Source organism: Parahoeflea halophila, from assembly GCF_900220985.1.
GTDB classification, from domain to species: Bacteria; Pseudomonadota; Alphaproteobacteria; order Rhizobiales; family Rhizobiaceae; genus Hoeflea; species Hoeflea halophila.
Genome location: NZ_OCPC01000001.1, coordinates 317,043 through 332,305 on the forward strand (window position 1 = coordinate 317,043; position 15,263 = coordinate 332,305).

Below are 15,263 nucleotides of genomic sequence, written 5' to 3' on the forward strand. Positions count from 1 at the left end.
TGGCATGAGTAAGACACCAGCGGACAAGACCATTGAAGAGCAGACTTTCGAGGCGCTTGAAGACGCCTTGAAGATGGATCTGGGCGATGACGGTCTCGGCGATATCTCGCTTGATGACCTGGAAGACAAGGTCTCCAGTGCCGCCCGCGAGCTGAAAAGCGCCGGCGCCAATACCCGCGCTGCGGCCAAGCCGCCGCGGCCGGCACCCGGCGGAAACACCGCGCCCCGTACCCCAACGCCGCCGTTTACGCCGGCAGGCCCGATGGCGCCTGCCAATGATGACAGTCGCAAGACCACGGCCGGTCTGCTACGCACGCTCGAAGGCCGCTCGAGCCGTGGCGCAATCCGCAATGCCGCAATCCTATCGCTGTTGTGGACGGTTGGCGTACTAGGTCTCGCCAACCTGCTTTACGGCCCTGCCATCTGGCAGATCCGATCGGTCACCGACCTGCTGGCCATGCCTGCTGCCATTGGTTTCCTGGTTGCCATTGTCATCCCGATCCTGGTCTTTTTTGCCTTCTCCATCATGATGGCGCGCGCCAGGGAAATGCGTTCGGCCGCCCGCTCGATGGCCGAAGTGGCACTCCGTCTTGCCGAACCGGAAAACGTCGCCGGTGACCGCATCCTGACCGTTGGCCAGGCCGTCCGCCGCGAGGTATCGGCGATGAACGAAGGCATCGAGCGCACCATCGCCCGTGCCTCCGAGCTCGAAACCTTGGTTCATTCCGAAGTCAACGCCCTCGAGCGCAGTTACTCCGACAACGAGATGCGCGTCCGCAGCCTGGTTCAGGAGCTTGGCAGCGAGCGTGATTCCATCGTCAGCCACGCCGAGCGTATTCGCGCTTCCATCGCCGGCGCGCATGAGCAGCTGAAGGAGGAATTGACCACCGCCAGCGAGGAAATTGCCACCCGGATCTCGACCTCCGGCGAAGCCTTCGCCCAGCTCATGGAAATTCGCGCAGCCGCATTGCAGGAACGCACAAGCCGTACCAGCCGCGAGCTGGAAACAATGCTCGACAGCCGCACCGAGGCGCTGGTCACGACCCTCAAGACCTCCGGCGGCGAACTCACCGACGAGTTTGACACCCGACTCGAAATGCTCAACGTGCAGCTCAACCATCGCGGCAAGGCGCTGCTGTCCGAGTTCGAAACCCGGGCTTCGACGCTCGACGCCAACACCGAGAAGCTCAACGCCGCACTCGGCGAACGCGCCCGCCAGCTCAACGAAACCCTCATCGCCCGCACCCGCGAAATCTCCGACAGCCTGTTCTCCGGCCAGCAGGCCATTTCCACCGGCCTCGAAGAGACGCTCGCCGCCCTCAACACCTCGCTTGAAGAAAAGGGCTCCAGCTTCCGCCAGGCCCTCAAGTCGAGCGCCGACGACGCGATCATGGATCTCGACCTGCGTACCGGTTTCTTCGAGGAAAAGCTCGAATCCACCGTGGGGCGCATCACTTCGGTGTTCGACGAGCGCGTGGGCGAATTCACCTCGGCTTTCGACAGCCGCGCCGGCAATCTCGACACCAAGCTCTCCGAGAGCCTGTCGCAGATCAACGAGTCGCTCAACGGCGGCACCAGCGCGATGGACAGCATCCTTTCGGCCAGCCTCGAACGCATCGGCGCAACCCTCTCCGACCGCAGTCAGGCCCTGGAAGCAGCGCTGGGCTCGGGCGCCGAGCGCATCGAAAGCTCGACCGCCAATATCGCCGAACGCATCGAGGCCTCTGCTTCAGGTGCTGCCGAACGGGTCGAAGCAAGCGCCAGCGGTCTTGCCGAGCGCATCGAAACTTCATCCAGCTCAGCGGCCGAGCGGCTGGAAACCACCGCATCAAGCTTTGCCGAACGGATGAATGAGACCATCGGCGATCGCACCCAGGCACTCGAGCTGGCGCTCGCCAGCGGCGCCGAGCGCATCGAAACATCCGCCACCACGATCGTCGACCGGATGGACTCCACGATCACCGACCGCACCCAGGCACTCGAACTGGCACTTGCCAGCGGCGCCGAGCGCATCGAAACGTCTACCTCCTCCATCGCCGACCGGATGGACTCCACGGTCACGGATCGCACCCAAGCGCTCGAAGCAGCCCTCGCAGGCAGTGCGGAACGCTTCGAATCCTCCGCCTCCTCCATCGCCGAGCGCATGGACTCGTCGGTTGCGGACAGGACCAAGGCGCTTGAAGCTGCTATCGAGAATGGTTCAAAGCAGCTCGAAACATCCGCCTCCGAGATCGCCGGACGCATGGAGACAACCGTTTCTGATCGCACCTACGCGTTGGAACTGGCACTGGCCAGCGGCGCCGAGCGCATCGAGGCCTCCACTTCCGGAGCCGCCGAACGTGTGGAAGCCTCCACCTCCACTGTCGCCGAACGCGTCGAAGCCTCGACCCGCAACGTCACCGAACAGATTGACAGCACGCTTGCCAACCGTGCCGAGGCACTTGAGAAAACCTTGGAAGCCGGTGCCCAGCGCATCGACTCGAGCCTCGACGAGCGCTCCACCGCGCTGTTCGGCGCAATTGCAGAAAGCGCCGAATCTCTCGATGCAAAACTTGCTGCCCGTGCCGCCAGCTTCGGCGCTGCCGTCAACGAAGCGGCCGAAGGCATGGATGGCATGCTCAACGATCGCACCAGCGACATCCAGAAGAACATCGCCCAGGCCTCCGACAGGCTCGTGGCCACGCTTGATGTCGAAGGCCAGCGCTTCACCGAGCTGACCAATGCCGCCTCCGAGCGCATCGATGCAACCTTCCTCAAGGGCACCGATCACGTCAGCGAACGCCTTACCACCATGAACAACATGCTGGGCATCGGCCTCGAAGGCGTTTCCAAGACCATCGAGGGCAAGGCCACCGGTCTGGCCGCAAAGCTGCGTGAAGCTGTTGCCCAGGCCGCTCAGGAGCTCGACAGCGAAGCGCTCAAGGCCGGGGAAGCGCTGCAGTCGGTCAGCAGCGGTTTTGCCGGACGCATGGATGAGCAGGCCCGCAATTTCGTCGAACGGCTTGACAGCCATGTCGATGAGCGCACCGCCAATCTCGCAGCCCATGCCGAAAACATCGCCAGCCGGATTTCCGCTGGTGCGGCGGATCTCGGCAACGAGGCCAACCGCATCAGCGAGCTGGTCGAGCGTGTCGGCGAAACCGTCGGCAGGCAGGCCGACACGATTTCCGGAACACTCGATGCCACCGAAGCCCGCTTCGCTGCCCAGGCCGCGGCTCTCGCGTCGCGTCTTGAATCCGAGACCGGAACGATTTCCGAACGCCTCGGCCAGACCGCGTCCGAGCTTGTCACCACGCTTGACGGCAAAACCAGCGAACTGGTCACCACGCTTGACGGCAAGACCAGCGAACTGGTCTCCACCCTCGGAAGCAAGACCGGCGAATTCGTCTCCACGCTCGACGGCAGAACCAACCAGCTGGTCTCCACCCTCGACGAAAAGACAAACGCCATCGATGCCCGCCTCGCTGCTTCCGGCGAGAGCCTCGTCAACCGGACCGGCTCGCTCGGTGAGGCGCTCGACGAGAAGGCCAACTCGATTATCCAGCGCCTGAGCGAAGCCGAGCAGGCAATGGACGTCCGCGCAACATCGGTGCACTCGACGCTTGACGAGCGGACCCGCGAACTCAATTCCATGCTGGCAAGCCGTTCGGCAGAGCTCTCGCGCGTCATCGACGAGCAGGCCCGCCCACTGGTCGACCGCTACGCCGCTAGCGGTGAGGAATTCGCCAATCGTCTAAGCGAGGTCACGCAGACCTCGACAGACCGTCTACGCGCCGAGAATGCGGCTCTGATCAACGCCATCACCAGCCGCACCAGCGAGACCTTGTCGGCTCTGGAAAACGTCAACAAGAGCCTGAGCGGCAATGTCGGCGACCTTCTCGAACGGCTTGGCGCCAGCAACGAGGAAATCTCGGGCGTCATCGCCAAGGCCGCAAGCACGCTTGGCGCTGCCAATTCTCAGCTGTCGCAAACCTCTGGCGCGATTGCCGAAACCACCGACCGCGCTGCCGAACTGATCTCCGGCTCGGCCCGCCTTCTCGACGGCAAGGTCGAACGCCTGACCGACATTTCCAGCCGCACGCTGAGCCAGGTTGGCTCGATTGCCGGCCGTTTCGACGATCATTCCAAGGTGCTGGCATCGGCGTCCGATCTGCTCGGCGCGGCCCAGTCCAACCTTGCCACGACGCTGGAAGAGCGCCGCGAGGCGCTGCAGTCGCTGTCCGTCGGACTGGTCAGCCGGTCGGAACAGATCGAGCAGACGATGCACTCGCTTGAAAGCATTATCGAGAAGGCCTTCGCCGGCGCTGAGGACCTGTCCAAACGCACGGCCATGCGTCTTGAGGGTGGCCTGCGCAGCGCTGCGGAAAATGCCGGCAAGCTGATGGGTGAAACCGAGGATCGGGCCAACGTCGCTGCCGGTCTGATGCGCGAAAGCATCCGCGAGGCGGTCGAAGACGCCGACAAGCTGCTCGGCAAGACCGAAACGCGGGCCCAGGCGGCAGCCGGTTCGGTGCGCCAGACGGTGGGTGAAGCCGTCAGCGAAGCCGACAAGCTGCTCAGCGAGACCGAGAACCGCGCTCAGACTGCGGCCGGTTCGATGCGCGAAAGCGTCAAGCATGCGATCGAGGATGCGATCGCCCGCTTCTCCGATGCAACCGAGGAAATCCGCCAGTCGGCAAACAGCATCCGCAAGGAGCTGGAAGACACCAGGGGCGAACTCAAGCGCGGAGCCTTCGACCTGCCCGAGGAAACCCGCGAAAGTGCGGCCGCCATGCGCCGCGCGGTCTCCGATCAGATCAAGGCGCTGCAGGAGCTCTCCCAGATCGTCGGCCAGTCCGGCTATCGCACCGAAGTCTCCGAGCCGGAATCGCGCGCTGCCCCGCGTGCGGCGGCCCAGGCCCAGCCTGCTCCGCAGCGCGCGCCACGCCGTGAGCCTGCGCCGGCGCCTCGTCCGGAGCCCCAGGCCCAGCGGGCGCCTCTGCGAGGCAGCCTCGAGCCCGCGGGCACAGCTCCGTCAAAGAGTGATGGCTGGGTCAGCGACCTGCTGCGTGGCGCCTCCCGCGAGGAACAGGCAGCAGCCCCCGCACCGGTGGCCAGCAAAGCCCCTGAGCGCAATCCGCGCCATGTCGTCGAATCGCTGAATTCGCTGTCCGTCGACATTGCCCGCGCCATCGATCACGACGCTTCCGTCGACCTCTGGCGGCGCTACCAGCGTGGCGAACGCGATGTCTTCACCCGCAGGCTCTACACGCTGAAGGGCCAGCAGACCTTTGAAGAAATCAAGAACAAGTATGGCCGCGAACCGGAGTTCCGCGACGCCGTGGACCGCTACATTTCCGATTTCGAAAAGCTGCTGTCCGATGTCGCACGCAATGACCGCGACAACATGATGACCCAGACCTATCTGACTTCGGACACAGGCAAGGTCTACACCATGCTGGCCCACGCCAGTGGCCGCTTCGGCAAGGACTGAGACCAAGGTCGGAAAAAGGGCCGATACCCACACGAAAACCCCGCCTTCGAGCGGGGTTTTCCTTTTGAAGATCTCCAAAGTCACCCACAACCACGCGTCGCCCCGGATTTCTCTCGAGTGCGGCCAGGACCCTCAGGTCAACACGGTTGTGCACCCGAAGCGTCGTTTCGCCGTGCTGCACGCTGTGGAATACCGGCCTACCTTGAGCGCTCCAGCTCCCGGTGCTTGCCGGCCGGAAGAGATCGGCATCCGGCAGCTCAAACGAAAGGAAGGCGGCCCATGGCATCGGCACTACTGACATACGTGGCACTGATCGGCATTCTCGCCTGGGCAGCCTGGCGCAACGGCGTCACCGAGAAGCCGATGTTCGTCGTCAATCTCGCTCTGCTGTGGCTGAGCGCGATCTGGCTGTTCGGCTATCCTGCCTTGATCGTCCCGGCCGTGCTGGCAGCGATCGGCATCCTGGCGCTTCTGGTCATCATGACGGCCGGAGACCTGCGCGCCCCGGCAACTGCTCCGAGCCCGCAGCAAGGCAGCAGAGCGCGCAGCGGATGCTGAGCCACAGATACTGACAGTGATATCAGGTGCTGTCTGCGATCGGGTGAGACCAGGCCCTGCTCACATGCGCGACAGGGTCCAGGCGACCAGATCCCGCACCACTGCCTCGAAGGCCCGGTCCAGCGACTGGACATAGGCCGCGTTGCCGCTGCCCGTAACCGGCGCCGTCGAGCGGAATATTTCGCTCGCTACGACCACGCCATTGCGGTCGTTGAGCAGTTTTGCCGAGATTTCGACCACTGCCTGCTCGCCCGCATCGGCCTTGATTTCAAAGGACCTGATGGCGGTGATGATCTTGTAGTCGATCGCCAGCCCGTCGCCCGGACGTCCGACGCCGCCGATGCGGCCGGAATTCTCGAACGCCTGCACCAGCTTGTCCTGAACGATGTTCGGCAGCCGGTCGGACCATTGCGAGTCTGCCAGATACTCGATCGCAAACGGTGACGGCCGGATGACGATCTTTTCGCTGTCGAGCGCCTTGAGGGCTGTTGGCTCGGGGATCAGGATTTGCCGGTTGGGAACCTCCCGGCCGGAAACCGCCGGCGCAGAGAAAAGCCCGTAGGTGTCCGGCGGCGGACCGGCCAAGAGTCCGCCCCCGCATCCTGACAGCAGTGTGGCCATCGCCAACGCACCAATACAACGTCCCGCTTTCACGCTCACACTACTCCCTGACACCACACCCGGGCCGCCTGGCAATTCGTTAACCAATGTCTTGCGACGCTGGAACACAAGAGTCAACGCCGGTTACGCCCATCATACTGTTTGACCGTTTCTCCACCGAAAATCAGCCGTTGCGGGTCTCGCTCGATGGATGTGATCGATTCCTCGATGCGCTGGATCGAACGCCGTGCATCGTTGACCAGGGCTTCGACTTCGCGCAGCCCGGAGCCCGAAAAGCGCTCCAGATTGTCGGCAATCGGTCCGACCCTTGCATTGAGCGAATTCGCCACGTCGCGGAACGATTTCAGCGTCGCCTCGGCGTCCGCGATCAGGTTGGACGCATCGCCTTCGCCGAGAAAGCCGTCGATCTTGGCCAGCACACCATCCACTCGACCGGACGCCGCATTGAGCTTCTCGGTCAGTTCCCGGGCGTTGGTGATGATCTCATCATAGTCGTCCTTGCGCGCGCTGAAGGTCTCGACCACGCCGCGCGCGTCATTGAGCGCCTTGCGCGCATCCGCGCTGGCAAGTGAGATATTGTCCATGGTCTGGCCGACCTTTTCCGGGTCGATCGACGCAATCACCTTGTCGACCTTGTCGAGCGAGGCACCGGCGTCAGCGGCAAATGTCTGCAGCGATTCTGCCGCAGCGCCGAAGCTTTCAAGTGTCTTGCTGATTTCACCCGACGCGCTGGCGACATCGGCAGTTACCTTGTCGACATTGGCGAGAATGCGGTCGATCTTCTCCGGATCGACGGAATTGAGCAGGTTCTCCGCCGAGGCCAGTGCCGTATCGATGCGGCCCGACAGCGATTTGACCGTCTCGGCCAGATTGCCCACGCTCTTGAGGAAGCCGTCGATTCCATCGGCGTTGTCGCGCAAGGCGGCGGTAAACACTTCCGTGTTCTTCAGGGTTTCGGTCAACGGCGACCGCGCATCCCTGACGAAACCCTCGACCTCACCGATCACCCGGTTGGCACGGGTGAGAATGTCGTCCGCTGTTGCCAGGAGGTTGGTCACCCCGGATGGGTCAGCCTCGATGACCGCAACCTCGTTGAGCTCGCGCGCCCGCGTCAGCACGTTCGGATTGCTCGGCGAACCGCCCTGCAATTCGATATAGGCCGATCCGGTCAAGCCCTGGATTTCAAGCGCTGCCCTTGTGTCGGTGTAGATCGGCGCATCCGCTTGCACGGTGGTTTCGGCGATGACGAAGTCGGGGCTGTCCGGATCGATGCTGATCCGCCGGATCACGCCGTAGGGAATGCCGTTGAAGCGCACCGGCGAGCCGTTGGACAGTCCGTTGGCAGACCCGGGAATGCGCACGATGAGTGGCGCCGTCTCGCCCGAATTGCCGTACTGCGCCATCCAGTAAACAAAGCCGAAGGCCGAGAACATCACCACAAGGGTGAAAAAACCGACTATGGCGTAGTTGGCCCGCGTTTCCATCAGATCGTTTCGCTTTTCTGGCCGCTTGGGAACCGCGTGCCGCTAACATAATGTGTCTTGGCTGCCTGTTCTGAATCCCGGTCTGGGATCATCCGTGCCCGCTTGCCCTTGAAGTAGGACTGCACCCACGGATCGTCAAACTCAAGCATGTCTTCGATTGTCCCTTCCACCAACACCCGCTTCTGCCCCAGCACCGCAACCCGGTCGCAGACGGAAAACAGGCTGTCGAGATCGTGGGTCACCATGTAGACCGTAAGCCCCAGCGTATCGCGCAGCTGCGCGATCAGATCATCGAACTCTGCCGCACCGATCGGATCAAGCCCCGATGTCGGTTCGTCCAGAAAAACCAGGTCCGGATCGAGCGCCAGTGCCCGCGCCAGCGCCGCCCGCTTGATCATCCCGCCTGACAGTTCCGAGGGATATTTGTCCACCGCATCGGGCGCCAGCCCGACCATCGCCACCTTGAGTTCCGCCAATTCGTCCATCAGCGATCGCGGCAGGTCCAGATACTCACGCATTGGCACCTGGATGTTCTCGCGCACCGTCAGCGCCGAAAACAGTGCGCCATGCTGGAACAACACCCCGAGCCGCATGTCGAGTTCGATGCGTTTGGCCTCGTCGACCTGGTCATAGTCTTCGCCAAGAATGCGGATCGTGCCGTGTTGCCGTGGGATCAGCCGCAGGATCGAGCGCATCAGCACCGATTTGCCGGTCCCCGAGCCGCCGACGAAACCCAGGATCTCGCCCCGATAGACATCCAGATCGAGATTGTCGAGCACGACATTGTTGCCGAATGCGACCGTGATGTCATGGGCGGACAGGATCACTTCGCGCTTGCCGTTTTCGGTCTGTCTGGTTGGGATCATCAGGTCTGCCTCAAAAATCGATGGCGGCGTAGAACATCGCGAACAGGCCATCCACCAGGATCACCACGAATATGGATTTCACCACCGATGAGGTCACGCGCCGTCCCAGTGACTCGGCACTGCCGCCGACCTTCATGCCCTCGACCGAGGCGACAATGCCGATGATCAGCGCCATGAACGGCGCCTTGATCATGCCCGAGATCACGGTCGACAGGTCGATCGCTTCGCGCAGCCTGGTAACAAACACGTCCGGCGTAATCCCGGAATAGCTCCAGGACACAGCGGCAGCGCCGGCCAGGGCCGCGAAATTCGCAACCACCGTCAGCAGCGGCAGCACCACGGTCAGGGCCACCAGGCGCGGAAACACCAGAACGCCGACCGGATTGAGCCCCATCACCTTGAGCGCGTCGATCTCCTCGCGCATCTTCATCGAACCGATTTCGGCGGTGATGGCGCTGCCGGAACGGCCGGCGATCATGATTGCGGTCAGCAACACCCCGATTTCGCGCAATTGCAGGATGCCGACGAGATCGACGACGAACACTTCCGCCCCGAAATATCTGAGCTGAAAGGCACCCTGCTGCGCAATGATGGCGCCGATCAGGAAGCTCATCAGCGTGATGATCGGCACCGCGCGAACGCCCATATGGTCGATCTGGGTAACAATCGCTGCCGGAGAAATGCCCGCCGAGCGGTTCAGCTTGAGCTGCGCGCCGCGAACCGCGGAGCCGAGGATGTAAAGCGAAGCGATGAAATCGTCGAAAAGCTCGTACATCGCCTTGCCGGTCGGTGCGAACAGGCGCTCGAACAGCGGAATTCTCGAAGTCTGCTTGTCCGTCGTCTGTTCCGCCGGATCGGGCAGAGCGTCGATCAGTTCCCGGGCCTGGTCCGAGGCTGCGAGCAGTTCCACCGCTGCCCCTTGCGCGCTGGCCGCAAGCATTGTCTTGCGCACCAGCCAGGCCCCGGCGGTATCGAAATGCCCAAGCTCGGAGAGATCGATTTCCAGCTGCTTGCCGGTCAGGTTTTTCTGGATTTCGAGCAATTCCCCGCAGACACCCGAAATCGCCGCATGCCGCCAATCACCGCCCAGCACAAGCCGCTCAGCGTCAGCTGAGACATGATGCTCAAACCACGCCGGCTGGCGGGTCTCCTCACCCAATTGGGCTTCGCCCCTTGTATCTTTTTGCTGTTTGGTCAACATGCCTCACACATATAGGCTCGTTCCTGAACTGTCACCGCGCAGCGGCAGGAATAGGGCCGCAGATGCCCGACTATCGACCCTTTTTTTAGGACCGTTGCAATGCCTCGACACCTCAGCGTCAAGATCGACAGTTTCCCGCTCAAGCGCGCCTTCAACATTTCCCGCGGCGCCAAGACCGCGGCCGATGTTGTCACCTGCACCATCACCGACAATGGCGTCAGCGGATGGGGCGAATGCGTCCCGTACAAGCGTTACGGCGAAACCGTCGAAGGCGTGCTCGAGGCGATCGAAGCTCTTGCCGGGCCAATATCGGAAGGCATGACGAGACAGGACCTGCAAAGCGCCATGAAGCCGGGCGCCGCCCGCAACGCCATCGATTGCGCGCTGTGGGACCTTGAAGCCAAGCTGAGCGGCACCCGGGTCGCTACCACCGCCTGCCACATCCTGCCGCGCCCGGTTCCCACCGCCGTCACCATTTCGCTCGGCGAGCCCGCCGAGATGGCCAGCGAGGCCCGCGCCCACTCGTCGCAGAAATTGCTCAAGGTCAAGGTCGGCACCTCCGATGACCGGGCACGCATGCATGCGGTGGCCAGTGCCGCACGCGATGCAGAGATCATACTCGACGCAAATGAAGGCTGGGATGAAAGCAACATTCGCGAACACCTGCTGCTCGCAGCCGAATTGCATATCGGCCTGATCGAGCAGCCCCTGCCCGCCGGCAAGGACGAAATCCTCGCCCACATTCCGCATCCGGTGCCGATCTGCGCCGATGAAAGCGTCCACACACTCGCCGATCTGCAGTCTCTGTCCGACCGGTATGATGCAATCAACATCAAGCTCGACAAGACCGGCGGCCTGACCGAGGCTCTGTTGATGCGCGACCGGGCCCGCGAACTGGGCTTTGGCGTGATGGTTGGCTGCATGGTCGGCTCATCGCTCGCCATGGCCCCGGCAGTGCTGCTGGCACAGGATGCCGACTGGGTCGATCTCGACGGGCCGCTCCTGATGGCAAAGGACCGGTCCCCGAGCCTCAGCTATTCCGGCTCGCTGGTCTCCCCGCCCTCGCCCGATCTCTGGGGCTAGGCCAGCCCCGCGCCGGGAACACTTCTGCCCCGCAATGGAGCATCAAACAGGTTCCATTTGCCCCCGAAGGGTTCTAGAACGGATTCTGGCCGTCAAAACGGTTCGCAGAGGGGGTCACGGTATGAATTCTGACTGGAACCACACGCACCTCACCGGCAATGTGCGTTTTCGGCGCCCCTTCCGTTGCGTATTCGCTGTTGACGCCTCAGCCATCGCCCGTGTCGCAATTCCCCGATAACCGTCAACAAAGAAGTGCCGCAGATGACATCAACAGACAACAAGCGCTCCGTCGACCCGAAACCTTCCAGTGGTGAGCTCGACGAAAACGCCCTGTTCTATCATCGTTATCCGCGACCGGGAAAACTCGAGATCCAGGCCACCAAGCCGCTGGGCAACCAGCGCGACCTGGCGCTTGCCTATTCACCCGGCGTCGCAGCCCCCTGCCTGGCGATCAGGGACAATCCCGATGCCGCCGCTGCCTACACGGCGCGCTCGAACCTGGTCGCCGTCGTTTCCAACGGCACCGCGGTGCTCGGGCTTGGCAATATCGGCCCGCTCGCCTCCAAGCCGGTGATGGAAGGCAAGGCCGTCCTGTTCAAGAAATTTGCCGGCATTGACGTCTTCGACATCGAGATCGACGCCCCCGACGTCGGCCGCATGGTCACCGTCGTCTCGGCGCTGGAGCCGACCTTCGGCGGCATCAATCTCGAAGACATCAAGTCGCCCGAGTGTTTCGAGGTCGAACAGCAACTGCGCGAAATCATGGACATCCCGGTCTTCCATGACGACCAGCACGGCACCGCTATCATCGTCGCTGCCTGTATTCTCAATGGCCTCGAACTTGCCGGCAAGAAGATCGAGGACGCCAAGATCGTCACCTCCGGGGCGGGCGCTGCGGCACTGGCCTGTCTCAACCTTCTGGTCGCGCTTGGCGCCCGGCGGGAAAATATCTGGGTCCACGACATCGACGGCCTCGTCTACGAGGGCCGCGAAGTGATGATGGACCAGTGGAAATCGGTCTATGCACAAAAATCCGACAACCGGGTTCTGGCCGATTCCATCGGCGGCGCCGACGTGTTCCTGGGGCTCTCCGCCGCTGGGGTGCTGAAACCCGAAATGCTCACCAGCATGGCGGAAAACCCGCTGGTCATGGCGCTGGCCAACCCGTCGCCGGAAATCATGCCCGACGAGGCCCGCGCGGCGCGGCCCGACGCGATGATCTGTACCGGTCGCTCGGATTTTCCCAACCAGGTGAACAATGTCCTGTGTTTCCCCTACATCTTCCGCGGGGCGCTCGATTGCGGCGCCCGCACCATCAACGAGGAAATGAAGATGGCCGCGGTGCGCGCCATCGCAGCACTTGCCAAGGAAGAGCCGTCCGACATCGCCGCCCGCGCCTATTCCGGCGAAACTCCGGTTTTTGGTCCGGAATACCTGATACCCTCGCCATTCGATCAGCGCCTCATTCTCCGCATCGCGCCGGCGGTGGCGAAAGCCGCCGCCGAGTCCGGCGTCGCCCGGCGCCCGATCGCCGACATGGACGCCTATGTCGATCAGCTCAACCGTTTCGTCTTCCGCTCCGGCCTGATCATGAAACCGCTGTTTACCGCCGCCAAGACCGCGGTCAGGAAGCGGGTGATCTTTGCCGAAGGCGAGGACGAACGGGTTCTGCGCGCTGCCCAGGTGCTGCTCGAGGAAGGCACTGCGGAGCCGATGCTGATCGGCCGTCCCGGCATCATCGAGAGCCGCCTGCAGCGGTTTGGCCTCAGGATCCGGCCCGGCACCGATTTCACGGTGATCAACCCCGAAGACGACCCGCGCTTCCGCGACTACGTCGATGAGTATTTCTCGATTGTCGGCCGCAAGGGGGTGATTCCCGAGGCGGCGCGCACGATCGTGCGCACCAATTCGACGGTGATTGGTTCGCTGGCGGTCAGGCGCGGAGAGGCCGACGCGCTCATCTGCGGTCTTGAAGGCCGCTATACCAAGCACCTGCGCGATGTCTCGCAGATCATCGGCAAGCGCGAAGGGGTGATCGATTTCTCCGCGCTCAGCCTTTTGATCTCGCAGCGCGGCGCCACCTTCTTTACAGATACCTATGTCTCGTTCGATCCCTGTGCCGAGGAAATCGCCGAGACCACCATCATGGCCGCCCAGGAAATCCGCCGCTTCGGCATCAACCCGAAGGCGGCCCTGCTTTCGCACTCCAACTTCGGATCACGCGATTCCGACAGCGCCGACAAGATGCGCAAGGCGCTCAAGATCATCCGCTCGCAGGAACCGGGCCTCGAGGTCGATGGCGAGATGCACGGCGATTCCGCAATCTCCGAGGTGCTGCGCCGCCGGGTAATGCCCGACAGCACGCTGTCCGGCGAGGCCAATCTGCTGGTCTTCCCCGACCTCGATGCCGCCAACATTGCGCTGGGCGTCGTCAAGACCATGACCGAGGCGCTGCATGTGGGTCCCATCCTGCTTGGAACCGCCCTGCCCGCACATATCCTGTCGCCTTCGGTGACGTCGCGCGGTGTGGTCAACATGGCGACGTTGGCCGTGGTTGAAGCCTCGTCCGGCGATTGACCGGATGTCGCCGGAAGCCCGGCACCCCGCCCGGTTAAGGTAAACGGCCGGTTGTGATTGGAGCAGGCCCGATCAGGCGCTAGTATAAAACTGTTAGGGTCTCTCGGCTATGTCTGGGACAGCCGAGCGTGTTTTGCATTAGTGTTGGAGTTGATCATGCGTCGCGTTAGCTTTCGCAGTTCCCTGGCCGTTCTCGCACTGGTTCTCGCCGGAACCGGCGCGGCAGACGCCTCTGCGGTCTGTGCGCGGCTCCAGACCCAGCTTGAAAACGCCTCCGCAGGCAGTGGCGTCTCGGCCAAGTACCAGCGCTTTGCCAGGGCCGCCGACGAACAGGCCGAGCAGATCGACCAGGTCGAAGCCGACCTGACCCGTTTTCACTGCCCATCCGGCAGCTTCGTCGAGGTCGGCAGCCAGAATGCGAAAATCTGCACCAAGCTCAACGCAGCGCGCACCAAGATGCGCGCCAATCTCGGCGCTCTCGAGCGCAAGCGCGATGCCTATGCCAGCCGCGCCGACAAGACCGCGATAAGGCGCATCCAGGCTGCACTCGATGCCAATGATTGCAGCGGCCAGCGCTCTTCCGTCCAGGCTGCCGCCTCGAAGGGGAAGTTGGCCGCACTGAAGGCAAAATCGCGCAGGAACTCCGGCGTCGTCGCCGTGCTCGGAGACGGCAGCAGCACAGGTCGCAGCGACACGCTGGCGCGCCAGACCGGAGTTCGCATCGTCGTCGAGCCGAGAGCAGCACGGGGCGGCAACTACCGGACCCTGTGCGTGCGCACCTGTGACGGCTTCTTCTTTCCGGTCTCCTCCGCAGCCGCCCCCTCGGATTTTGGCCGCGACGAGCGCACCTGCCAGATGATGTGCCCTGGAACCCAGACCGCCCTGTTTTTTCACCACGCGCTGGGTCAGGAGAGCGCGGACATGATCTCGGCCCGCAGCCGGGAATCCTACACCGAAATGCCCTACGCTTTTGCCTACCGCAATGCCCGTGCACCAATGAGCCAGGCCTGCGGCTGCAACATGCGCGCCTTCTACACCGAAATGCAGCGCCGCGAGGCGATCCTCAACGGCACTTCCAGCGGCGACGAGGCGGTGACAACCTGGGTTCGGCCCTTCAACCGGCCGGATCCAGGCGAAGATCCGGAATCGGTTCTCAACAGTGAGGCGCAACTGACCCCGGAAGACATCTCCGCCGTGCTCTCCGCCTCGACCGCCGAACGTTCGCTGACCCAGAAACACCGCAATGTGAGGATTGTCGGACCGGCATTCCTGCCCGACCAGTCGGACCGTCTCGATCTCAAATCCGGCACCCTTTCGCTGATCCGCTAAGGCATGTTATCGTTCGAATGGTTTCATTTGAACGGTAAAGGACATGCATCATTTCAACGCCCTGCAGCGAC

The 15,263-nt window shown here is 62.9% G+C and carries 9 protein-coding genes; 5 read left to right on the forward strand and 4 right to left on the reverse strand.

The window, feature by feature from the left end; all coding sequences use genetic code 11:
* The first annotated feature begins 4 nt into the window (after nt 1-4).
* Both CRO46_RS01570 and CRO46_RS01575 read left to right on the forward strand, forming a co-directional pair.
* Nucleotides 5-5,473 carry an apolipoprotein A-IV repeat region-like domain-containing protein gene (locus CRO46_RS01570; RefSeq protein WP_097104370.1) on the forward strand — a complete coding sequence of 1,823 codons (5,469 nt, stop codon included), beginning with the start codon at nt 5-7 and terminating at the stop codon, nt 5,471-5,473.
* 279 nt (nt 5,474-5,752) lie between these two features.
* Nucleotides 5,753-6,031, forward strand: coding sequence for a hypothetical protein (locus CRO46_RS01575; protein ID WP_097104372.1), 279 nt, complete (start codon nt 5,753-5,755; stop codon nt 6,029-6,031).
* A gap of 60 nt (nt 6,032-6,091) precedes the next feature.
* Here the strand turns inward: CRO46_RS01575 and CRO46_RS01580 are convergent, their stop codons facing one another.
* The 4 genes from CRO46_RS01580 to CRO46_RS01595 all read right to left on the reverse strand — a co-directional run bounded on the left by CRO46_RS01580 (nt 6,092) and on the right by CRO46_RS01595 (nt 10,203).
* The gene (locus CRO46_RS01580) at nt 6,092-6,652 is read right to left on the reverse strand and encodes an ABC-type transport auxiliary lipoprotein family protein (protein ID WP_097104374.1); all 561 of its coding nucleotides are present in this window, start codon (nt 6,650-6,652) and stop codon (nt 6,092-6,094) included.
* Between the two features lie 113 nt (nt 6,653-6,765).
* Entirely contained in the window at nt 6,766-8,136 is a 1,371-nt protein-coding gene (locus tag CRO46_RS01585) for an MlaD family protein (protein ID WP_097104376.1), read from the reverse strand.
* Complete coding sequence (locus CRO46_RS01590) at nt 8,136-9,002, reverse strand: ABC transporter ATP-binding protein (protein WP_244577740.1); 867 nt, start codon at nt 9,000-9,002, stop codon at nt 8,136-8,138. Before CRO46_RS01590 ends, CRO46_RS01585 begins: the two co-directional genes overlap by 1 nt.
* A 10-nt stretch (nt 9,003-9,012) precedes the next feature.
* Entirely contained in the window at nt 9,013-10,203 is a 1,191-nt protein-coding gene (locus CRO46_RS01595) for an ABC transporter permease (RefSeq protein ID WP_097104378.1), read from the reverse strand.
* A 99-nt stretch (nt 10,204-10,302) separates the two neighbouring features.
* On the opposite strand from CRO46_RS01595, the gene dgcA reads away from it, so the two are divergent.
* The 3 genes from dgcA to CRO46_RS01610 all read left to right on the forward strand — a co-directional run bounded on the left by dgcA (nt 10,303) and on the right by CRO46_RS01610 (nt 15,192).
* Nucleotides 10,303-11,286, forward strand: a complete 984-nt coding sequence (gene dgcA / locus CRO46_RS01600) for an N-acetyl-D-Glu racemase DgcA (protein WP_097104380.1) — start codon at nt 10,303-10,305, stop codon at nt 11,284-11,286.
* Between the two features lie 261 nt (nt 11,287-11,547).
* Nucleotides 11,548-13,863 (forward strand): NADP-dependent malic enzyme, encoded by a 2,316-nt coding sequence (locus tag CRO46_RS01605; RefSeq protein ID WP_097106395.1) that lies wholly within the window; start codon nt 11,548-11,550, stop codon nt 13,861-13,863.
* Nucleotides 13,864-14,019: 156 nt separating this feature from the next.
* The gene (locus CRO46_RS01610; RefSeq protein ID WP_097104382.1) at nt 14,020-15,192 is read left to right on the forward strand and encodes a DUF2865 domain-containing protein; all 1,173 of its coding nucleotides are present in this window, start codon (nt 14,020-14,022) and stop codon (nt 15,190-15,192) included.
* Nucleotides 15,193-15,263: the final 71 nt, after the last annotated feature.

Bases quoted from the DNA above. Each gene is read 5' to 3' on its own strand.
- CRO46_RS01570 (WP_097104370.1), top strand. From the start codon at position 5: ATGAGTAAGACACCAGCGGACAAGACCATTGAAGAGCAGACTTTCGAG.
- CRO46_RS01575 (WP_097104372.1), top strand. From the start codon at position 5,753: ATGGCATCGGCACTACTGACATACGTGGCACTGATCGGCATTCTCGCC.
- CRO46_RS01580 (WP_097104374.1), bottom strand. From the start codon at position 6,652: ATGGCCACACTGCTGTCAGGATGCGGGGGCGGACTCTTGGCCGGTCCG.
- CRO46_RS01585 (WP_097104376.1), bottom strand. From the start codon at position 8,136: ATGGAAACGCGGGCCAACTACGCCATAGTCGGTTTTTTCACCCTTGTG.
- CRO46_RS01590 (WP_244577740.1), bottom strand. From the start codon at position 9,002: ATGATCCCAACCAGACAGACCGAAAACGGCAAGCGCGAAGTGATCCTG.
- CRO46_RS01595 (WP_097104378.1), bottom strand. From the start codon at position 10,203: ATGTTGACCAAACAGCAAAAAGATACAAGGGGCGAAGCCCAATTGGGT.
- dgcA (WP_097104380.1), top strand. From the start codon at position 10,303: ATGCCTCGACACCTCAGCGTCAAGATCGACAGTTTCCCGCTCAAGCGC.
- CRO46_RS01605 (WP_097106395.1), top strand. From the start codon at position 11,548: ATGACATCAACAGACAACAAGCGCTCCGTCGACCCGAAACCTTCCAGT.
- CRO46_RS01610 (WP_097104382.1), top strand. From the start codon at position 14,020: ATGCGTCGCGTTAGCTTTCGCAGTTCCCTGGCCGTTCTCGCACTGGTT.